This window comes from Cryobacterium sp. 10S3 (assembly GCF_034344045.1).
GTDB classification, from domain to species: domain Bacteria; phylum Actinomycetota; class Actinomycetes; order Actinomycetales; family Microbacteriaceae; genus Cryobacterium; species Cryobacterium glucosi.
In genome coordinates this window covers 32,926-53,527 of sequence record NZ_CP133773.1, presented here as the reverse complement: position 1 = coordinate 53,527, position 20,602 = coordinate 32,926, and the positions used below count along the sequence as shown (strand labels likewise).

The following is a 20,602-nucleotide window of genomic DNA, read 5'->3' as shown; positions in this document are numbered from 1 at the left end:
CGTTGCCTCCGCGGGGCTAGTGGGCAATAATCGAGCTCACCTGAAAGTATCGTGCGTGTTCAGATTGTTGGCGCGCAGGTGAGTATGAAATGGATACGCCATGGTGTCAGTGCAGACAACCGGAGTCACACGCGGTGCGGAGCCAGTTACAGGCGGACAGGCCGCGTTCGTTTATCTTCGGCGCCGCATACTGTCGGGTGAGATTCCCGCCCGAGCGGTGCTCCGGGAGCAGTCCTTGGCCGAAGAATTGGGTCTGAGCCGGACCCCGGTTCGCGAGGCCTTGCGTCGCTTGGACGAAGCCGGTTTCGTTGACTTCACACCCAATCGTGGTGCGACGGTTGCCTCGTGGACTCAGGAACAGGTGCGGGAGACGTATTACCTGCGCGCAGGCCTGGAGAGTAGAGCTGCCGGTTTGGCTGCCACCCGGATCGGCGATGAAATTCTCGGACAACTAGCTGATCTCATCGTGTCGATGGACGAATTCGTACTCGCCACTGACGATGAAGGGGTTACCCGGCTTGGCGAGCTCAACGCCGAATTCCATCACATCAGCGTGGCGGCGTCGGGGAATCAGCAGCTGATCCATCTGACCGATTCTGTTGGCCGTATCCCGATGATGGCGCAGGTTTTTCGCCGCGATGGTGGGAGATTTCGGGCAGGCAGCAATCATCATCACCGCGACATACTCACGGCGCTTCGGACACACGACGCCGTCTGGGCCGAAGCAATGATGCGCGCTCACATTCTCGGCGCTCGGAACGCAATCCTGGATGGGGACAGCACGGATCTCGACACTGCGTAGTCACACGCGGGCAGGTGTCTGGGGGCGTAGGGCGGCCCGTTGCAGCGGAGATTCCTGCGTCAGTCCTGTCGTTGTTCAGACATGTAGAAGGATGCCGCTGGTCTCGCCGCGCCTGAGGGTTCAGGGCTGGTCTCGCTCAGTCAGGACCTCAGATGATGAGCTGCGGCAGTGTGATCGTCGGGCATGACTGGTAGATGATGTTGGCCGGGTTTAGTAGACGTCGTCCCAGTGGTCCTCGGTCGACCAGTCTTCGGACGCTGATGCCACTGCACGTGTGACGATGCTTTCAGTACTGGACACCGAAGCGAGAGAGTTGATGTCGTAGCGAAGGACGGACACGGCGTGGTGCGTCACCGGTTCGTCACCCACAGTATTCTCGGGAATGCTGATGAGTTCGCTGCCGGAGGCAAGGAGAAGGCGAATGAGTATTTCGCTACCGTCTGCTGTGTAGGACGGCACCTCTACTACTTCGGATTTGTGCCACTCGCTGAGCGTTGCGGCGAACTCCAGGAGCGCATCCGCAACGGTATTTGTGGTTAGGAACGTCGTTCCGCAGTAAGACATTCTCTTCACAGTTGCCCCGGTTTCTGCGCTGCAGCAGCTCGAAAACATTCGTAATCTTGCCGGGCCCCTTCCATCCCTGTATCCGGCCGACGTGAGTCAGAAGTACACGTTGCCTTGAAATGCGCGCGAATAGATGTGCATGGTGTTCGGCGAAGTTGCGGAGATCGAAGGAGGCGTTGTTGTGAGCCTGCTATCTCATCGATATGCACATCATGTCAACCTGGTTGCGCATGGACAGATACGAGTTCAGGGTGTACGCATGAGACGAATTACGTTCGGCGGTGCCTCGTTCCTGACGGCAGATCGAATCGCAGACTCCCTCGTCAGTCTCTTGGTGGTGCTCAACGCCAAACATAAGTCTGCAGTCGCGTTAATCCCAGTGGTGTTGATCGGGGGCGCAGTGGTGACGGCAACACTTCTCCTCGGGCCGACAAGCGCTTTCGTCGCTATCCCGGAAGAATCCTTCTGGCCTGAACCCGATGCCGCAGACGCCGTTATGCACCTTGAGTTTCTCGGCCAGGCGGCGTCCACTCCTGGAGAGACCGGGTATTCAGAGACGGTTGCTGTCCCTAGCTACGAATGGGGTGACCCGGACTTGCATGAATTCTGGTGAAGCTGGACGTCAGTAGGGAGAAGATTCACCCCCAAAATGGTCACTCCCAGGAGGCCGGGCGAAGTTCCGGGAGCCGCCGGAGTGATGAACCGCTCGACGAAGCGGAGGGGAGCCGGGCTCGGTACTGCCAAGGCAGGCGATGCGTCAACAAACGAGCACCACATGCGAGAATCACGGGCAGATTGAGATGAGGAAGCACAATGATCGCCGTCCGATTGCAGACGCGAACGGGAGAGGATATCGAAGTCCGCGCTTTGTCCGGTTGCGATGGAGGATCATTGACCGCCGCATTGCCACAGACATCGCTCTTTGCCTGGTTGGCTTCATCGCCAAGAACCACGGCAGTTTTGAAGTGATGGTATTCCTTGACCCGGTGGAGCGCGCCGTCTTCCCGACTCTCGCGGGAGCAATGTCGTATTTCGTGAATTCGTCGTCCAACATTCTTGACTGCAACATTTTGCGCTAGCGAACTACTTTGGACTTTGAGGCGTGGTGCGCCCAGAAGCCACAACCTGCAGCTCCCGCAATATCTGCAGTTGCTGAGTGTTGATCGCCATCAACAGCTCGATCTCTTTTTTCGATTCCACATTCGTGTCGAGATCGTGTTGGGCCATCACTCCTGCAATAGCGTCCTGACGCTTAGCGGCTATGAGCAAGATTGCACCCTGCAGCCCGGCGAGCATCGACAAAAATAGATTCAGCAGGATATACGGGTACGGATCCCACGCCTTCTCCGACAAAGCTGCCCACAAAAGGCCAACTCCCCATTCCGTTCCGCACCACGTCCGCCGCACGCTGGCCTCTGGTCAGGGAATCCCGATGTTTCTCATGCCACGTCTGGGGTTTGTTGTTCATGACCCACAGCCTAACTTCAGTCGATATTGGGCTCCGCGTGGTTCCACTGACCGCGTGCGGCCAACGCCCTTTAAAAGCAACTCACGAAGGACACCACACGAGGGCTCTTGGCCAGTCTGCCGTGCTCGCCCTGCTGGGAGACCTCAAATTCACCGATGTCACCGATCGCATCCGCGTAGCGACCGAAACCCTCCACCAAGAACTCATCGACGCGGAAGCGGTCGCTTCATCGACGCCGCCTGTTCGGGCGCATCGGCGACCGCAGCAGCTTCATTGTGTCCATTGCGAAACTATCGAGCACAAGGCCCACTTTGTCCCGGGGTCCGTTGTCACGGGCGCCCGGTGACGAAGTCTCGGTGTGCCACGCTCAGTCTGGCGCCCTGCGCGGGCACCGAAGGACGCCTTCAAGCGTCTTCCAAAGAATTCTCTCAGTCCGTCGCAGCGTGCGAGCGTTGCACGTATTGAGGCATTGCCAGGTCTTCTATCAGGAACCATGGACTCCGCCACCGTTCGATTTCGTCCCGATCGTGCGCACGCCGTTGGCGCTACGACAACCCGCATTCGTGCCGCTTGTCCGGCGCTGGCGGCACGGACGACGAGCGGAATGGCCCCTTCTGCCCGCTGTGGACTACCGGGCAAAAGGGGCCGGTTCTTAGTTGGCGCCGCTCGTGTTGATCTTGCCGTTGACGCCCGCCGGGTAGAAACCGCCCGAGCGTACCTTCTTCGGGTTGAGGTAGGCGATGTTGAGCACTTGTCCGGTGGTGCGGCTGAAGGCCAGCCCGTTGTTGTCCGTTGGAACGAGATTCGCCTTGTCGGCCGTGCCGATGCCCTGGTCGAGATCGGTGGACCCGTCGAGGCTGTCCCTCGCATCCGAGATCTTCTGCACGCTGGAGTAGATGGCCGGCGTGTTGACGCCGAGGGCATAAAGCGTTGTACGGATGATCCCGGCGTGATATGCCTCCACCGCCAGCAGGCCGGCCGCCGCGTCCAGGTAGGTTTTATTGCTGATCAGCGGTGCGGCGCCCTTGTAGGAGGTCACGCCGACGTCCTCAAAGATGAAGGCGCCAAACAAGAAGTTGACCTCGTTGGCGTACACGTCGAACTGCTCGGTGCTCCCGATCAGACCGGCGGCGCGGGCCGCTGCGGTGAAGCTGGAGTCGAGGCTCAGCTTCGGCCGGGACACGGCAGCATTCCCCAGTGCGCTGCGAAGGAAGGCCACGTGGGACTTCTCGTCGGCCGCGATCTCTTCGGCGTACTTGCGAATCAGCGGGGTGTCGAAGGAGACGGCACGCCCGCCGGAGACGCTGCCGCGATCGCCGCGACCAGTCGTCATATCGTCGGGCAATCCGGAGCCGGTAACCGCCCGCAGGTAGAACTCCGCCTCGAGGTACTCAAGGTTCAAGGCGAAGTTGAGGATGGACGAGTCGCTGGGCCCGTCTCCGTTGTCGCCGTCGTCGTGGCCGCTTTCGCCAGCGAAAGCTGGTTGACCGGCCAGGAGCACCGCCGAACCGACACCGAACCCGGCAACGCCGGCGGCCTGGAAGAAACGCCTCCGATCGAGGGGCGATTCTGCGCTCCTGCCGATCGCATGAGTGATGAATTTTTGGTCGAACATCGACTTCTCCTGCCATTGTGGGTCAATGGCGCGGCCGGGACCCCCAGTTCGCACCCGTGTCGCGTCGGTGCATCCGTCCTCGCATCACAGTCAGGTAACGGTGACTTCAAAAGGCTAACTGGCGCCCAACGCGTACGGAAGATGAGACAACCTCATGATTTCAGAAGATGAAAACTTCATGCTCTTGGGAATCGACTTTGCCTTTTGCTGCAATATAACGCTCCTTCCCCTGACCCGAACGCGCCTTGACGGTGTAGGTTGCTGAGACATTCTCAGAACTGAGAGGACACACCATATGTTGGGGAATTTGACTGGATGGCATTTCCTGATCATCCTCGCGATCATTTTGCTGCTTTTTGGCGCACCCAAACTTCCCGGGCTGGCGCGCAGTGTGGGGCAGTCGATGAAGATCCTCAAGGCTGAGATCAAAACGGAACCAGACGTCTACGACACGCCCGTCCCAGACACCTCCGTCCCGGCGCCCGCCCCGCCAGGGCGCAGCGCGCAGAGCGCGACACCGTCGGGCCCGGCCGGGCCGCCTCCGGCGCCGTAGGCATCATGTTCGTTGGCGCTCGCTCGCGTGCGGACCCGAACGGGCAGATGACCCTGGGCCAGCATCTTCTGGAACTGCGAAAGCGCCTGTTCTTCGCGGCGGCCGGGATCCTGATCGGCGCCCTGGCAGGCTGGTTTCTTTCTGGATTCGTGTGGGACGCGCTCCGAGAGCCGATCTACGCGATCGTGCATGCGCAGCATCGGAACGCCCAGATCAACTACCCCGATATCACGTCCGCGTTCGACCTGAAACTGAAAATCTCCCTCTACGTGGGCCTGGTCGTGTCGAGCCCGGTGTGGCTGTACCAGGTCTTCGCGTTCTTGATGCCGGGCTTGACACGCACCGAGAAGCGCTACACCTTCGGGTTTTTCTTCACCGCCGTTCCCCTTTTCCTGGCCGGCTGTGCTGCAGGCTGGTACGTCCTCCCCCACGTCGTGGAACTCATGACCGGATTTGCCCCCACCCAGGACGCCGCGTTCATCAACGCCCAAAACTACTTCGACTTCGTCCTGAAACTCGTCGTCGCGATCGGAGTCGCGTTCGTCCTTCCGGTCTTCCTCGTTTTGCTGAACTTCGCCGGCGTTATCAGCGCCCACTCCATCATCAAGTCCTGGCGAATCGCGTGCCTGATCATTATCCTGTTCACCGCTATCGCCACCCCCGCCGCGGACGTCGTCTCTATGTTCCTTCTGGCCATCCCGATGGTGCTGCTCTACTTCGCCGCCTACGGCATCGCCTCTCTCCACGACCGCCGACTCGCCAAACGCACCCGCGACGCGGAGGCAGGTATGACCGCGTAGCCTGATGAAGTTCGCAACATCAACGAGCGTCGTCAGACCCCGGCGGGACTGACTGGGGGGGGTCCGGACTCCGGCGGTGCCGCCGCTGGTACCGGCGAGATCGTGTCTGCCGCGCCGCTGGACGGGGAAAGCGGGTCGGCGCTCGGTCGCCGGGGTGGGCTCGGAACATGGGGCGCTACGTCGCCAGCATCCAGGAGGACATCCCTGATGATCCGGCGGGGGTCGTACTTGCGTGGGTCGTACTTCTTCCAGTCGACGTCGTCAAAGTCTGGGCCCATTTCATCTCGCAACCGATCCGACGCCCCCGACGCCAACATCCGCAACTGCCGCACCACACGACCCAACACTGCTGCGTAATGCGGGAGCCTGTCCGGGCCCAGCAAAAAGACCGCCACCACTCCGATCAACACCAGCTTCTCAAACGTCAAACCAAACATGCGCACACAATAGCCCGACTCCGTTCTCAGGGCTGCCGCACCATACCGTCGGCGGGGTCTGTCAAGTCTTTGGCGCTGACCCCGGGGAGTGAACATTCTCTCTTGTGAGGTGTCCACTCTCCGGGGTCAAGGCCTGTGTCAGGAGTTACACCGAAAATCGCATAGGGAACGCTCGGTGAGCGCTCCCTATCGGTACTCGGACCGGCTATCGCGATTGCAGGGGCAGCTGCAGGTATGAGGCGTGCTCGCCTCCGGTGTGAACAACGTGCTGGCCGCTGTTCGCGCCGACGTACTCGCGGATACCGGGCATCATCGTGCCGAGCAGGTTGCGGGAGCTGACTACGAAGCGCAGCTGCTCGCCCGGGTGGAACACCAGCCCGACCGGCAACAGGTCGATTTCTATCTCGACGATCTCGCCGGGTGCGAGCTTCTCGACCCGGTCGAAGGTGTGTGTGGGCACTTCATCCGTCGACAGCGTCTCGTCGAGGTGACGCAGCGAGACCCGCAGTCGACCGTCTGAGCCTTTGTATTTCAGAATCGTCGCACCACGGTCGGTGAGGTCGTGTGCGATTGCGCTCTGATTCGGAACCGTGAACGCTTCCAATGGTGTGCCGTAGGCGTCGAGCTTCTGCACGAGCACAAAAATGTCCATGTCGTCGCAGTCACGGGCTTCGACGAAGAGGCGCGCCTTCGGGTAGCCCGCCAGCACCGTTTCGTCGGCAAAGCGCGTGAGAAAAGACACGGCGTCCGGGTTAGCCGCCACGGTGTACGCCACCGGCACCTCGGCGCCGGGCGCCGTGATGGTCAGCGCGCGAGAGCGGCCGTCGAGGTAGAACTTCGTCGGCACGGAGTCGGCCGGTGGAAACTGGTCGGCGGGGATATCGATCCGGTCGCCACCCTCAAGGTCGAGCAGTGAATAGCGCACGGGGGGGGTCTGCTCCCAGCCATTGTCGTGGTCTTTGAGGAAGTGGTCGAAGAAGCGGCGCAGCTCGTCCTGGTGCTGTTCGTCGTAATAGTCGGGCCATTCCTGGGTGTTGTGGATGCGCAGCCATTTCTCCTCCGACGCCATCCGGCGCCACGCGCGGAAGGTTCCGGCGGTGTGGAGAGTGTTCGAATAGCTGGCCACCACGTATGCCGGCACCGTAATCTTGTCGAACGCGGGGATTTTGTTCTCCCACAGGTCGTTGACGAGCGGATACTTTTCGACCTCGCCGATGATGTCTTCTTTTTGGTTCTTGCCGAAGAAACTGCCTTCCTGGAGCTGGCGGGCGAAGCCGGTATCGGGCATGCCGCCGCGCATCACCAGGTCGCGGTAAACGTCGCTGACGCCCTCCCACGGGTTGATCGCCGCCAGGTGAGGCGGCTGCTCGGCGGCGGCGAACCACTGCGAAACCGCGAGGTAGGAGGTTCCGCTCATACCGACCTTGCCTGTGCACCACTCCTGCTCCGCCAGCCACTCGATGACGTCATAGCAGTCGCGGCCGTCTTGTCGGTCCCAGAGCACGCTGCTGCCCTCGCCGTCGACGATGCCTCGCATGTCCGGGTTGCAGATCGCATAGCCCTGGGCGACCCAATACGCCGGATCGGCGCCTTCGAATTTTTCCAGTCCGGAGACGATCGAGTTGTCCAGACCCACCAAGCCGAACACGCCCATTACGGCGAGTGAGGAGCCCTGGGCCTTACCGTAGGGGCTCCAGGCCATGATGACTGGGACTTTCTCGGATCTGGCGGGCCGGAAGACGTCGGCGTAGATGGTGACACCGTCGCGCATCTGCACGGGCACGTCCTTCTCGAACAGGATATCGACTGGCAGCGGCTTGAACTGCGGGGCGATCTGAAAGCCCGCCTGGAGGGTTCGGGTTCCGGGATCGAACGCGGTTAGCGCTCCGGTGCGCGCCGGGGGCAGCGGGGTGGAAGGGACGTACATTCTCTGTTCTTCGCTCATCGCGGAGCTCCTCTGGTTTCGTGATCCTGGGATCGACTCTCGGGCCGGTGCGAGCGTACGCCCAAAAACTCAGAAACTCAACAAGCGTTGAGAAAATAAGCGCGAAAGAGCTATATTGAGTTGATGACGATACAGAAGCAGCCAACACCGACCGTGCGGCGCGGGCGTCGACCTGGTGGCGTGAACACCCGGGCAGTGGTGCTCAAGGCCGCCCGGGCTCGTTTCGCCCGGGAAGGATTCGCCGCCACCACGATCCGGCTTGTTGCTCTGGACGCTGGGGTGGATGCATCCCAGGTGATGCAGTATTTCCGGTCGAAGGATGAATTGTTCGCTGGGGTGATGGCCATCACCCCAGCGGCGCTGGAGCGTTTCAGTACCGCATTTGAGGGGCCGGACAAGCACCTCGGTGAACGGGTCGTCCGCGCCTACCTGAGCGCGTGGGAAGGCGTGGCCGAGGAGTCGGAGCCGCTGATGGCGATGCTCCGCGGCGCGATCGTCAACGACACCGCGAGCGGGCAGCTGCGCGACTTCATCCAGTCCCGCCTGCTCGTCGGCACCCGCGACCGCCTCGACCCCGACGCCGTCCTCCGAGCTGGCCTCGCCTCCTCGATGCTCGTCGGCATCGTCACCGGACGTCGCATCATCGGAGTACCCACGCTCGTCGCAGCGGACACCGAAACGCTCGTCGCCGTCGTCGGACCAGCGATCCAACAGATCCTCGTTCCCACAGCAGCAGCCACGCACCTCAGCACAGGCCCACGCAGAAGCCAGGATTCGGAAGGGCGGCAGCTATGAATCCCTGGCGGAGCCGTCGGGCGATCGCGAGTTCGGCGGAACATGCCGGACGACGAAGCGCCGCACCGCCCACCCCCGGGACCGGCCGAGGCGTCGTTCCTGACCCGCTATGTGAACCGAGGACTGCCAACAGCGGCCCCGTCTGGCGCGACGGCCTCCGACGCACTGGAATTTGCTCGCACCTGTACGGACAGGATGCCCATGCGCTTATACCCCGCCCCGACGCTCGGGAACGTCGCCGAGCTCGCCGATGCATGGGATCTGTACCCCCTCCTCCAAGAGGACTTGCTCGCCGGCCACCAGCACCCCAAACTCGAACACTACAGCGACGTGCTCTCCCTCTTCATCCGCTCCGCACGCTATGACGACACACGGGAGGAAGTCGACTTCGCCGAATTCCACGTCCCGCTCCGCCCGCACGCGGTAGCACTGCGGTGCGAGAGCGGGAAATGGATAGACGGCAGCGCCCGTCGAGACTCGTCCTCTCTTTTTTGGGGCGAGACCTAATCGCCTGTTGGCTAATTTTGTCTCAATTTGTCCCGATCGAGTGCCAAATTATGGCCCCTGAATCGGCGTGAGCGGGGGCTTCTGTCCCGTCATACGGTCCAAGCGTGTCACACGGGGTATGCCTGTTCGATTCGTTTGCGGTGAGCATTCACGCTTGCCATTTGGGTGAAATCACAATGAAGCGGTCATTTTCCACGTGACCGGAAGGACGGAGAACGTGAACCTGCCCAAGTGCAGCACCGACAGCACCGCGGGTGGTAGCGGCGACCCTCGACTCCTACGACGACTTCTTCGACGACGACCTCGACCTCGTGGCCGACGCCCTCGACGACGCGCGCTCGCTCAGCATCGACTGATTACCCCTAACGCATCCTTAGATCGCCTCGTCTCCCATTGCGCCTTGGAACGCTAAGAGACTGAGTGCTGTAGATCCCGCTTCTCGTTCTCTCAACCTTTGGGACGGTCATAGTCCGGATTCGAGCGGAGTCGAAGGACGACTCCCGCAGCTATCGAGCCAAACAAAAACTCGAACACAAGTCCATGAGACAACGGGGTCGAGAAGCCGGCCGTACCAATGACCAGGAGCGTGAAGCCCAAGGTGAAACCGAAGGCGACGTTGGACAAGATGCGGAAGCGCTTATGGCGTTCAGTACGTGGCGGGCTCAACTTCAGCTCCTCCTGACCGTCCGGTCACGGTTCGACGGCCCCTGCTCTGTGACGGCCAGGTCACAGCCGCTCAGAAGCTGGCAGAATCAGGCCGCACTTCTGACGGTGGTTGCCAAAGTGTTGCCCTGCGGGGTTTTGCGGGAAAAGAAAACCCCCACATCCCAGTGTTTTCAAGGGATGCAGGGGGTGATTCGTGGCGGGTTGTTCCTATAACTCACAGGCTGGTGAATCACTGGGCAGATTTTCGGCACTTTCGCGCACATCCTCTACGCTCTGCCAAATAATCCTCTGGGCGCTCCCGTCGACGAACTTGAGAGCCTCGTGGCGGAGACTTTGGATGGCCTCCATCTCGTCCTGCTCGAAATCGTGAAATGCAGGCCCGACGCCACCCTGTGACTGGCCGGCGCGCTGGCACACCACGGTCTCATCGACGCGATTCCGCCGCGCGCGGAGATCGCAGTTCCACGAGGTCAATCGGTGCCAACGACGACGGCAGCGGTTCTATGGCACAGCTTCGACCGCGATACTTTCCCGATCGGACGCGAGGAGATCTATATCACAGGTACTGAAGAAATCATGGGCGTGTACTCACGCGGAGCGCTCCTTAGTCGATGTCTTCCGACTGTGAGGCTCCGGAGGGTATGAGGTAGGGATTGAGGCGTTTAAAGGGCTCTCCTGACGTTACCGTGGGTGGTTTCCGAGCGCCTTAACGAGTGCACGCCGCTCTCCGTCTAGGTTTCTAACTGACAAAGGCAAGAAACACAGGGACGAGAAAACGGCGTGCAAAACTCAACACTATGGCGGACTCTGCTCGGAGTCGACAAAACCATCGTCGAAGCGGTCGATCTCGACGCGGATACGGGCATGCTGGTCGCGTCGGTGCGCCCAACGGCATCGATGCGGAACCGGTGCGGGGCCTGCCGGAAGCGCTGCCCGCGCTACGACGCCGGTGACGGGCGGCGCCGCTGGCGATCCCTGGACGCCGGCTCGGTGCAAATCCACTTAGAAGCTGCGGCGCCGCGGGTGAGCTGCCGGGTGCATGGCGTGACGGTCGCCGCCGTGCCGTGGGCCCGGCATCAGAGCGGGCACACTTTGTTCTTCGATGACCAGGTCGCGTGGCTGGCCACGCAAACATCCAAGTCCGCCATCACCGTGCTGATGCGCATCGCGTGGCGCACCGTGGGCGCGATCATCACCCGGGTTTGGGCAGATACGGAGAAGCAGTTCGACCAGTTCGCGGGCCTCACCCGGATCGGGATTGACGAGATCAGTTACAAGCGCGGCCACAAGTACTTGACCTGCGTCGTGGACCACGATTCTGGCCGTCTCGTCTGGGCGGCACCAGGCCAGGACAAGGCCACCCTCGAGACGTTTTTTGATGCGTTGGGGCCGGAGCGTTCGGCACTGATCACGCATGTTTCCGCGGACGGTGCGGCCTGGATCGCCAGTGTTGTCGCGGAACGAGCGCCGAACGCTGTTCGCTGCGCTGATCCGTTCCACGTCGTGAAATGGGCCACCGAGGCCCTCGATGAAGTCCGCCGGGGCGCGTGGAACGAGGCCCGCAAAGCCGCCCGGCACAACGATGCCCGACGCACTCGCGGCCGGCCCCCAGCCGACGCCCCGGCACGCCCAGACAGCGCCCGGGCGACGGGCATCAAGAACTGCCGATACGCGCTTTGGAAGAACCCGGAAAACCTGACCGAGAAGCAACAAACGAAGCTCGCCTGGATCGTGCAGACCGACCCCCGGCTGGCTCGGGCGTACTACCTGAAGGAAGGCCTCCGTGTGATCTTCAAACTGCCTCTCGAGGAAGCGACCGAAGCTCTCGACAAATGGGTTGGTTGGGCTCGCCGCTGCCGCATCCCGTCCTTCGTGAAACTGCAGAAGAGCATCGTGAAACACCGCACCGCGATCCTGGCCTCCATCGAGCACAGCCTCTCCAACGGCCGCGTCGAATCCATGAACACCAAGATCCGCCTCATGACCCGCATCGCGTTCGGCTTCAAATCACCCGAGGCCCTCATCGCCCTCGCAATGCTCAGCCTCGGCGGGCACAAACCCGTGCTTCCCGGCCGGGACTAACCCACGGAAGAGTCAGGAGAGCCGTATTCACCGTTAGTTATGAGGCAGCCAAGAGGATGGTGATGAAGCTGATCGGTTACGCCCGCGTATCGACGCGCCATCAATTCACCGACCGGTAAGTGGTGGACCTTCTGGCCGCTGGTTTCCGGCGTGATGACCCTCACGTCGACAGCGACGTTTCCGGCGATGGAGCCTCGCAGCCGAACTGCGATCGCGCCCTCGACGCCCTCGACGCAAGCGACAGTGTCGTCATCACGGACCTGCTAAGGCCCCGTCTCTATGCGCTGGCGTAGCCCACAGCCGCGACGTCGAGCTACTAGTGCGACGTGCCCTTCAGAGGGCGCCCACGGTCAATAAGGTACGCCGGCGCTAGTGTTCCTGTGGGCAGGCCGAGCTCGTGTTCGGCGATCGTGCGCACGAGGTCGCGCTGGTCGCGCGCGTCGCCGTGGTGCATCACGGCGTGGGCGTCGAGGCCGTCGATGATCGCGAGCAGCTGCCAGGCCAGGGCACCGGGGTCGGCGACGGCGAACTCACCGCGCGCGCAGCCACGGTTCAGCACGCTGACCAAGAACTCCTGCCAGGCGTCCATCTGCACCGCGACCTCGCGGGCTAGGGCCGCGTTTCGTCGCGCGACGCTCCACGCGTCCAACCAGAGACTCGTGACCGTGCTGCGCTCGGGTCCGAGGAGGTCTCGGATCAAGGCGCGCAGGGCCTCGACGGCGCTCGGCATTGCCGCCAGCTCCCGCTGGACCTCGGCGAGCTCGGCGGAAACGATCGAGCCGAATGTCGACGCAACAAGCCCCTCCATGCTGGGCTGATAGTGGCTGACCAGCGCGGACGTCACGCCGATGCGCAGCGCAATCGCCCGGAGCGTGATGGCGTCCAGGCCGTCGTAGCGGGCGATCTCCCGAGCCGTGCGCCCGATCTCGGCGGCGCGCTCGGCGCGGCTCTTTCGCTTGGCCCGACTCGGAAGAGTTGACATGACAGCCCAATGTCTAGTTTTACGTCGGGTTTATTGATCGCTTGGTCAATTGTATGGCTTTTGCGTGATCCTGATTTCGGATCCGGTTCTCCTCAGCTCAAACGGTGGTGGCCGCCGGGCTGGTCCACGATGAGAGAGATCGCCTGCTGGTGTCGCTGATCGCGGCCAGGACGCCGCCCCAACAGCGAGCACCATCTGATCCATGTCAACGCGAGCAGCCCCCTCGCTTGCGATCACGTAGCCGAACACGACTATCCGCGCCGGGCAAACGGTGGGCGGTTGCCGCCCCGGTTACGCGCACTGGCGAAATACTGCTACCTGTGGATCACCGTCCCGCTCTGACCCTTCATAGCGAGCGGGGCGTTCTTGAGCGAGCAGATCACCGCGGTCCGCCCGGGGCCGCTAGCCACGAAATTGATCGCGGCCTGGACCTTAGGAGCCATTGAGCCAGCGCCGAACTGTCCGTCGTCCAGGTAGCGCCGCGCTTCGGCAAGGTCGAGCTTTTCCAGGTCGCGCTGCTGGGGCGTGCCGAAGCCGATTGCGACCCGGTCCACGGCCGTGAGGATGAAGAAAACGTCCGCCCCGACTACTTCGGCGAGCTTCGCCGAGGCGAAGTCCTTGTCGATGACGGCCGGAACACCGTGCAGCTCGCCCGCCTTGTCCCGGGCCACGGGGATGCCACCCCCGCCGCACGCGACCACGATGAACTCGTGATCGAGCAGGTTGAGGATCGAATCACGCTCAACGATGTCTACCGGGCGCGGTGACGCGACGACGGTCCGCCACCCTCGCCCGGAATCCTCGGCCATGACAAGACCTGGCCGCCCGGCCATCAGTGCCCGTGCATCGGCCTCGTCATAGAAGCCGCCGATCGGTTTGGTCGGATGCGCGAATGCGGGGTCGTCGGCGGCCACCTCCACCTGTGTCACGACGGAGGCGACGTGCCAGGGCATGCCGACCCGCCGGAGCTCCTTCGCGATCCCCTGTTGCAGGTGATACCCGATGTACCCCTGGCTCATCGCGGTGCACTCGGCCAGGTCCATAGGGGTCACCCGGTCGGTGTGTTGCGATGCGATCTCGAATGCGAGGCTGATAGCCCCGACCTGCGGGCCGTTGCCGTGAGACACGATGATTTCGTGCCCCTGGGCGATTAGACCGACGAGCGAGGGAGTGGCCTCGTCGATGCAGGCGCGCTGCTCCGTTGCGGTGCTGCCCAGGGCGTTTCCGCCCAGGGCGATCACGATGCGTGACATGTCGGACCTCTACAGAATTTCGGCGAGCAGGGTCCCGAGCTCTGCCTTCGCAGCGTCGACCTTGATCGAGTTCGCAACCTCGGGACGTAGGAAGTACACGAGCAGCGCGCGCTGTGCCGTAAGTCGGTTGCCCGCCTCGTCGAAGGCCAGCGAGACTTCCGAGTCGAGGACCCCATCGGTGACCTCTTCACCGCGGGTGGCGGGCAGGCAGTGCATGAATTTCGCGTCCGGCTCGGCCAAGGCCATGAGCTCGGGGTTCACCTGGTACTTCGGCATGAAGGCGGCCAGGCGCGCCTCCTCGCCCAGCTCGGCCTCGTAGTCGCCGTACCAGACGTCGGTATAGACGAAGTCTGCGCCAGCCAAAGCCTTCGAAGCATCGTCGGTCACGACGATACTGCCACCCGACACGACGGCGTTCTGGCGACCGATCGCCTGCATCTCTTCGCGGAGCTGGAAGGCCTTCGGACCGAACTGAACGAACTGCATGCCCATCTTCGTGGTGATCATCATCAGGGAGGCGCAGACCTGGGTGGCGTCGCCGACGAAGACGACCTTGCAATCCTCGAGGCGCTTGCCCTTCGGCAAGTGCTCGACCATCGTAATGAGATCGCCGATCTCCTGCGTTGGGTGGTTGTAGTCGGACATGCCGTTGAGCACGGGGATCGTCGAGTACTTCGCGAGTTCCACGACCGTCGCGTGCCGCGCGACCCGCGCCATAACGACGTCCACCAATCGGGACAGCACGCGGGCGGTGTCCTCGATCGACTCGTGCCCACCGAGCTGGATCTGGCCAGGCGCTAGGTACTGGGCGTGTCCGCCAAGCTGTGACATCGCGGTCTGGAACGAGACCCGGGTCCGGGTAGAGGACTGCTCGAAGATCATCCCGAGAGTGCGGCCGTGCAACAGCGGGGGGAAGTAGCCCACCGCGACACACCGCTTGAGGGCGAGGCCGAGATGGACGATATCGAGCACCTCGTCTTTGGTGAGGTCCTGGGTATCGATGAAGTTACGTGCGGTCATAATGGTCTCCTTTGAAAGGGTCGACGCGGGGCTTGTTGGGCGCGTTTGAGGGCATGGCGAGGCACGGGCGGTCGCCAGCGAATGGGCGAGTCGTACCAAAGATGCGGAAAAAGGGGGGAAAGTGGCGGTGCCCCGGTAGGGTCGGCCGCCGTCGGCCGACTAGTCGCCGGAGGGCTGTTGCTGGGTGATGCAATGAACGTTGCCGCCGCCGAGCAGGATCTCCCGGCCTGGTACCGTGACGACCCGGCGCGGCGCGAACAGCTCGGTGTAGGCCGCGACCGCCGCGTCATCATGGGGATCATCAAAGATCGGCAGCACGACGACGTCGTTGCCAATATATGAGTTCACGTAGGAGCCGGCCAGCCGATCACCGGCTCCGCGCGGCAGAGTGCCGGCGATCGAGTCGACTCCGCCGGACTCCTCGGCGGTGATGAAGATCGGACCGGGCTGGTGGAGTTTGACGACCTCGAGCGTGCGACCGCGGGCGTCCACGGCGTTTTCGAGGACCTCCAGCGCGGCCGCCGAACGGGCGTACTGCGGGTCTGTCCGGTCGTCTGTCCACGTCAGCATGACCTTGCCTGGCGCGACGAACCGGCAGAAGTTGTCCACGTGTCCGTTCGTCTCGTCGAGGTAGACCCCAAAAGGCAACCAGATGATGACGTCGACACCGAGATAACTATGCAGCAGCCTCTCGAGGTCTTCCTGGGTCAGGTCGGGGTTGCGCCCGGGCGACAGCAGGCACTCCTCCGTCACCAGGAGCGTTCCCTCGCCGTCGACATCGATCGATCCTCCTTCGAGCACGAACGAGGCCTTGTACCGGACCACACCCTCGATCTCCAGCACCTTGCCCGCGACGGCGTCGTCGGCCGCCCAAGGAAAGTAGAGCCCATCCACGAGGCCGCCCCAAGCGTTGAAGTCCCAGTCAACGCCGCGCACGTCTCCAACATCATTCACGACGAAGGTCGGCCCGCAATCCCGGATCCAGGAGTCATCGTTGGACATTTCGACGATCCGGATATGCTCACCGAGCTCGCTGCGGGCGTTGTCGTACTGCCGGGCGGAGACAGCGACAGTCACGGCCTCCGTACCGGAGATCGCCGTCGCTACCCGGGCGAACGCGGCCTGCGCCGGCTTGCCGCCGAGGCGCCAATTGTCCGGGCGCTCGGGCCAGATCAACCAGCAACCGCTGTGGTGAGCCCACTCCGCCGGCATCCGGTAGCCGTCTGAGCCGGGGGTGGAATCGAGAGTAAGAGTCATAAGAAGCAGCCTTTCAAGATTGAATGAGGTCAGAGTTGGGCGCCTGGGAAGGAGCTGGAAGTGTCGGGTCCTCGCCGCGCTCGATGGCCCGCTGGCGTGTCCACTCGGGCGACTTGGCGCAGAAGTACTCCTGGAAGGCGACCGTCACGACGAGGCCGATCAGGATCGACCCGGTCACCGTGAGCGAATAATCGTAGGGGTTCCAGACGAAGAACACCGCGGCTGCCCCAAGCAGGACCACCGGGATCCACGTCATCAGCCACGTCATAATTGGACCGCCCGGGACTCGGTAGGGCCGCGGCCGGCCCGCGTCGATACGCCGGAGCTTGGCGAACGCCAGCATCATCACGATGTAGGGCAGCAGGAAGATGACTGAAGAGAAGGCGAACAGGTTCCAGAAGAGAGCGTCGATCGCGCCGTCGGTCACGGAGAACAACGCCGCGTACCCGACAGTGAAAACCGTCCCGACGATGGAGCAGAGCATCGCTGCGCCGACCGGAGTGCCACGGGTTGGGTGTGTCCGGGCGAACGCCTTGGGCAGGTCGCCCTGCTGGGCAGCCTCGGCGGCGGCGAGGTTCGCGCCGATAGTCCATGGCACCAGACTGGCAAAGAAGCAGAATAGTGCACCAATGCCGAGGATCGTCACGACCGCGTTGGCAATGGGTGAGTCGCCGAATCCGTGACGGAGGGCGTCGATTAGGCCGGTGGTTTTAGATATTTCATCGGCTGGGAGGATGAGCTGCATGCCAACGGTCGCGAGGAGGTAAAACCCTCCGATGAGGACGCCGGCGATGAAGATCGTCTTAGGTACGTCGCGCTGCGGGTTGGCCATCTGTGTCGAGGCGGACGACATCAGCTCGAAGCCGAGGAAGTTGTAGATCACAATCGGTAGCGCTGCGATAAACGCGGGCAGTGCATCCGTAGGAATAAGCGTGTCCAGTGTCCAGGAGGTTGCCGAGCCGTTCGCCGAAGCGTAGATCCCGCCGGCAATGACGAGCGCTACTATGACGACGATCGTGATGCCGGCTCCGAGGTTTGATACCCAGGTGCCGATCTTCAGGCTATGGGCGTTGACCCAGTAGTTGATCCAGATCAGAGTGACGGTAATTGCTACCTGGATCCAAAAGTTCAGGTGCCCACCGAAGAACATCGACGAGATCGCACCCGAGAACATCAAGTAAACGCTCGGTACCCACAAGCCCACGTTGAGCCAGTACCACCAGGAAACCCGGCTCCCCCAACGGTTGCCGAACGCTCGCACGACCCAGGCGTAGATGCCGCCGGCATCCGGGTAAGCCGAGCCGAGCTCACTCGTGACCAGGCCGTAGGGGACAAAGAACAAGATAATGATCGCGACGGTCCAGAAAATCGCCGTCGGCCCGACGGCGGCCGTTACGGTCAGCTGCGAGAGCAACAGCATCGCGGCCACGGAGAACAGGACCATGTCGAACATTCGGAAGGTCGGACGTCCCTTCGCTGGGTCGGCGGCGCCTGTCGGAGGACTATCTGACTGCATTGTCATTGCTGTTGATCCTTTACTTGACATACCGCTGAACGAAATTGTTCGAAGGCCGAACGCTGCCAAAGACGGGATTTGTCCAACGTGTACAAACGTACAACCTTTGTTCTTTAACGTAACACATCTGTGCGCTGGTGCACCTAGCGATCCTTGGGGTCAGATCTTTGGCGTTTGTCTTGAGTTTTCAGGCGGCGTTCCCCAGTCGCTCCCGGGCGATGTAAGAGTTCACGCGGGTGTCGATGACACGAAGAGCGGTGCGTAGTTCGAGCGGGGCCGGTGGCTGTCTGGACGCGTTGATGACTTCGGGCCGAGCGGCTAATCCGGGCAGCTCCCATGGCCGTTGCCTGGCGGGGTGGGAGGTGGCGAGTCCGAGTTCGAGGAGCCGTTTGAGGCTGATTTCAGCGGCCCGGTTCACCCACCAGGCGTTGTTTTTCGTCACGCCCGGTAGGGGGCACGGCGCGCGGCGAGTCATCCAAGCAAGCGCACCTTTGACCATGGGTCGATGTTGCCGATACGCGGCTTGAAAGGTGGGACGCTGCGCCCGTGTTGACGCCGACCCAAACCAGTCCGGATCTGGGTCGAGACCGGCAACTACAACATGCGCGAGCATGCAGCACTCGTGACCGTCTATTCACGCGACCGAGCGCGTCAGCGGTGCCAAACCACGCAACTGCTGGCGGACTCTCGCACAATCCCCGGCGCTGAACCACCCGATTGTGTGGCGCTCAGGGCTTTAAGATACTCAGCGGATCGTTCGTGAGCTTGAACTTGTCTCAGTGGGCTTCAGCTCAAGTGCCTTCCAGATCCGCCCGATCGACAATCTCGACAATCCACTACGGTCGGCATTCTCCGACGTTGACTCCAATTGCCACAACGGCTGCCTCGACCTGCTCGGCCGCGATCGTTGCCGGGCGTCTCGGGCGCGGCTCATCGACCAACGCATCCAGTCGAGAGTCCAGGAAGCGGGCACGCCACTTACTGACTGCGTTCGGCGAACAGCGCCCGCCCTGCACCCTGTTGCTTATTCAGGCCCTCACGCGACCGAGCACGATCCGTGACCGCAACGCCAAACCCTGCGAGGACTTCGCCGCCTCACCCAGCGCAATAACCGCTGCCGCGCTTCGCCCCTAGGAATCAGCTCGGTCTTCGGACGTCCAGTTCGAAACGCGTTCCGTTCTGCAACACAACCAGAAAATTTCAGGTGCAGGACTCTAGAGCCGTAGGCACAACCGCTCAACAACAATCTGAAGCCGCTCGGCGAGGTCGGCAACGCTCAGCTGTCCGTTGGACACGGCCTCAAGCATCAAGCCGTCAATTAAGCACGCGACGATCTGCACGACGGTCGCACGAGGCACTGTCGGTTCGCTGGCGGGCAGGACGCGGTCGACCAAAGCGCCAATCATGGTCGACCAGCCGCGCGCTTCGTTTCGCACTGTGATGTTCCGGGTCGCTTCCATGAACATCTCGAACAGCGCAAGGTCGTAGAGCGGGTCTGCGACCGTCTTATCGAAGAACATCTCAGTTAACACCTCGACTGAGCGCTCGACGGTCAGCTCCCCATGCAGCGCCTCGACGATCGCGGCGAGCCGGGCCGCCTCGGTCCTCCGGGCGTGGGCCATCGTCTGCAGTAACAAGTCGTTGCGGTCGGTGAAGTAGTAGGTCGTCGAGCCAAGCGGCACACGAGCGACCCTCGCGACCGCACGATGAGTCACAGCGGCTGCGCCACCGGTACCAAAGACCTGTACAGAAGCGTCGAGGATCTGCTCCCGCTTGCGCTCTCCGGTCAACGACCTTGCCTGCCGCCCGCTCGTCGTCGTAGACGCGTGCGTCTCGCCCATAGTTGCTCGCTCTCGTTATCGACGCCTTTTGGTACCCCGGCTCATGCCAGCCACCGGAACCATGCGCCCCTTGCCCACCGGGAAATGCCGGGAAGTGATGTCAGGTTACCGCCGCAGCCGGCCGGGACCCTAGTCTGATACTCCAGCATCCCTCCCCGCCTGCCGTGAAAGCCCTTCCGCGGCACCCTGCGAGCGTGGGCCCTCGGCGTGTGTTCCAACCCAGGAGAACGAGACTCCGCGGACTCGACCCCTCCCCCAGATATAAGCATGGCCACCTCAGCGGAATGTGGGGCATTCAGGCAGCCACGAAGGCGTTCAAAGAGCTCGGCCACGGGGGAAAAATCATTAGTGCCGCCTCCCAGGCCGGCCACGTCGGGAACCCCGGCATTGCGTTGTACTCGGCCACGAAGTTCGCCATTCGTGGCTTGTCTCAGACAGCGGCCAGGGACCTTGCCCAGTTCGGCATCACGGTCAACACCTACGCCCCCGGCATCGTCAA

The 20,602-nt window shown here is 62.4% G+C and carries 20 protein-coding genes and 2 pseudogenes; 10 read left to right on the top strand and 12 right to left on the bottom strand.

The features are described from left to right. Positions 1-100 precede the first annotated feature (100 nt). Positions 101-802, top strand: a complete 702-nt coding sequence (locus RHM57_RS00280; protein WP_322136635.1) for a GntR family transcriptional regulator — start codon at positions 101-103, stop codon at positions 800-802. Positions 803-1,012: 210 nt separating this feature from the next. Here the strand turns inward: RHM57_RS00280 and RHM57_RS00275 are convergent, their stop codons facing one another. After that, a complete protein-coding gene (locus RHM57_RS00275; RefSeq protein ID WP_322189253.1) occupies positions 1,013-1,366 on the bottom strand; it encodes a hypothetical protein in 354 nt (117 codons plus the stop codon). A 139-nt stretch (positions 1,367-1,505) separates the two neighbouring features. Here RHM57_RS00275 and RHM57_RS00270 point away from each other — a divergent pair, with 139 nt between their 5' ends. Together RHM57_RS00270 and RHM57_RS00265 are read left to right on the top strand one after the other, a co-directional pair. Further along, positions 1,506-1,979, top strand: coding sequence for a hypothetical protein (locus RHM57_RS00270; RefSeq protein ID WP_322136637.1), 474 nt, complete (start codon positions 1,506-1,508; stop codon positions 1,977-1,979). A 187-nt stretch (positions 1,980-2,166) separates the two neighbouring features. Beyond that, positions 2,167-2,445, top strand: coding sequence for a hypothetical protein (locus tag RHM57_RS00265; protein WP_322140596.1), 279 nt, complete (start codon positions 2,167-2,169; stop codon positions 2,443-2,445). Between the two features lie 4 nt (positions 2,446-2,449). Here RHM57_RS00265 and RHM57_RS00260 read toward each other — a convergent pair whose 3' ends face one another. Further along, positions 2,450-2,731 (bottom strand): DUF1003 domain-containing protein, encoded by a 282-nt coding sequence (locus RHM57_RS00260; RefSeq protein WP_322140595.1) that lies wholly within the window; start codon positions 2,729-2,731, stop codon positions 2,450-2,452. Positions 2,732-2,880: 149 nt separating this feature from the next. On the opposite strand from RHM57_RS00260, the pseudogene RHM57_RS19505 reads away from it, so the two are divergent. After that, positions 2,881-3,103 (top strand): annotated as a pseudogene (locus tag RHM57_RS19505) (hypothetical protein); the annotation flags it as partial. A gap of 383 nt (positions 3,104-3,486) precedes the next feature. On the opposite strand, the gene RHM57_RS00255 reads toward RHM57_RS19505, so the two are convergent. After that, positions 3,487-4,449, bottom strand: a complete 963-nt coding sequence (locus tag RHM57_RS00255; protein WP_322136639.1) for a ferritin-like domain-containing protein — start codon at positions 4,447-4,449, stop codon at positions 3,487-3,489. Between the two features lie 295 nt (positions 4,450-4,744). Between RHM57_RS00255 and RHM57_RS00250 the strand changes: the two genes are divergently transcribed. Together RHM57_RS00250 and tatC are read left to right on the top strand one after the other, a co-directional pair. After that, positions 4,745-5,002, top strand: a complete 258-nt coding sequence (locus RHM57_RS00250; protein ID WP_322136640.1) for a twin-arginine translocase TatA/TatE family subunit — start codon at positions 4,745-4,747, stop codon at positions 5,000-5,002. A gap of 47 nt (positions 5,003-5,049) precedes the next feature. After that, positions 5,050-5,802: a twin-arginine translocase subunit TatC gene (gene tatC, locus RHM57_RS00245; protein ID WP_322136641.1), complete on the top strand. Its 753-nt coding sequence runs from the start codon at positions 5,050-5,052 to the stop codon at positions 5,800-5,802. A 32-nt stretch (positions 5,803-5,834) separates the two neighbouring features. Here tatC and RHM57_RS00240 read toward each other — a convergent pair whose 3' ends face one another. Continuing rightward, the gene (locus RHM57_RS00240) at positions 5,835-6,239 is read right to left on the bottom strand and encodes a twin-arginine translocase TatA/TatE family subunit (protein WP_322140594.1); all 405 of its coding nucleotides are present in this window, start codon (positions 6,237-6,239) and stop codon (positions 5,835-5,837) included. A gap of 205 nt (positions 6,240-6,444) precedes the next feature. Next, a complete protein-coding gene (locus RHM57_RS00235; protein ID WP_322140593.1) occupies positions 6,445-8,184 on the bottom strand; it encodes a CocE/NonD family hydrolase in 1,740 nt (579 codons plus the stop codon). 123 nt (positions 8,185-8,307) lie between these two features. Between RHM57_RS00235 and RHM57_RS00230 the strand changes: the two genes are divergently transcribed. From RHM57_RS00230 to RHM57_RS00220, 3 genes are all read left to right on the top strand, one after another. Further along, a complete protein-coding gene (locus RHM57_RS00230; protein ID WP_322136644.1) occupies positions 8,308-8,979 on the top strand; it encodes a TetR family transcriptional regulator in 672 nt (223 codons plus the stop codon). A 201-nt stretch (positions 8,980-9,180) separates the two neighbouring features. Continuing rightward, positions 9,181-9,486, top strand: coding sequence for a hypothetical protein (locus tag RHM57_RS00225; RefSeq protein WP_322136645.1), 306 nt, complete (start codon positions 9,181-9,183; stop codon positions 9,484-9,486). Between the two features lie 1,446 nt (positions 9,487-10,932). Next, positions 10,933-12,234 (top strand): ISL3 family transposase, encoded by a 1,302-nt coding sequence (locus tag RHM57_RS00220; protein ID WP_322135197.1) that lies wholly within the window; start codon positions 10,933-10,935, stop codon positions 12,232-12,234. 316 nt (positions 12,235-12,550) lie between these two features. Here the strand turns inward: RHM57_RS00220 and RHM57_RS00215 are convergent, their stop codons facing one another. The 7 genes from RHM57_RS00215 to RHM57_RS00185 all read right to left on the bottom strand — a co-directional run bounded on the left by RHM57_RS00215 (position 12,551) and on the right by RHM57_RS00185 (position 20,052). Next, entirely contained in the window at positions 12,551-13,216 is a 666-nt protein-coding gene (locus RHM57_RS00215; protein ID WP_322136647.1) for a TetR/AcrR family transcriptional regulator, read from the bottom strand. A 314-nt stretch (positions 13,217-13,530) separates the two neighbouring features. After that, a complete protein-coding gene (arcC, locus tag RHM57_RS00210) occupies positions 13,531-14,469 on the bottom strand; it encodes a carbamate kinase (RefSeq protein ID WP_322136648.1) in 939 nt (312 codons plus the stop codon). 9 nt (positions 14,470-14,478) lie between these two features. After that, complete coding sequence (gene ptcA, locus RHM57_RS00205) at positions 14,479-15,489, bottom strand: putrescine carbamoyltransferase (protein ID WP_322140592.1); 1,011 nt, start codon at positions 15,487-15,489, stop codon at positions 14,479-14,481. Positions 15,490-15,648: 159 nt separating this feature from the next. Beyond that, positions 15,649-16,746 carry an agmatine deiminase gene (gene aguA, locus RHM57_RS00200; protein WP_322136651.1) on the bottom strand — a complete coding sequence of 366 codons (1,098 nt, stop codon included), beginning with the start codon at positions 16,744-16,746 and terminating at the stop codon, positions 15,649-15,651. 13 nt (positions 16,747-16,759) lie between these two features. Next, a complete protein-coding gene (locus tag RHM57_RS00195) occupies positions 16,760-18,199 on the bottom strand; it encodes an APC family permease (RefSeq protein ID WP_322136652.1) in 1,440 nt (479 codons plus the stop codon). A gap of 250 nt (positions 18,200-18,449) precedes the next feature. Continuing rightward, entirely contained in the window at positions 18,450-18,704 is a 255-nt protein-coding gene (locus RHM57_RS00190) for a hypothetical protein (protein ID WP_322136653.1), read from the bottom strand. Positions 18,705-19,476: 772 nt separating this feature from the next. Continuing rightward, entirely contained in the window at positions 19,477-20,052 is a 576-nt protein-coding gene (locus RHM57_RS00185) for a TetR/AcrR family transcriptional regulator (RefSeq protein ID WP_322136654.1), read from the bottom strand. Positions 20,053-20,387: 335 nt separating this feature from the next. On the opposite strand from RHM57_RS00185, the pseudogene RHM57_RS00180 reads away from it, so the two are divergent. After that, a pseudogene (locus RHM57_RS00180) lies at positions 20,388-20,597 on the top strand (SDR family NAD(P)-dependent oxidoreductase); the annotation flags it as partial. Between the last annotated feature and the right edge of the window lie 5 nt (positions 20,598-20,602).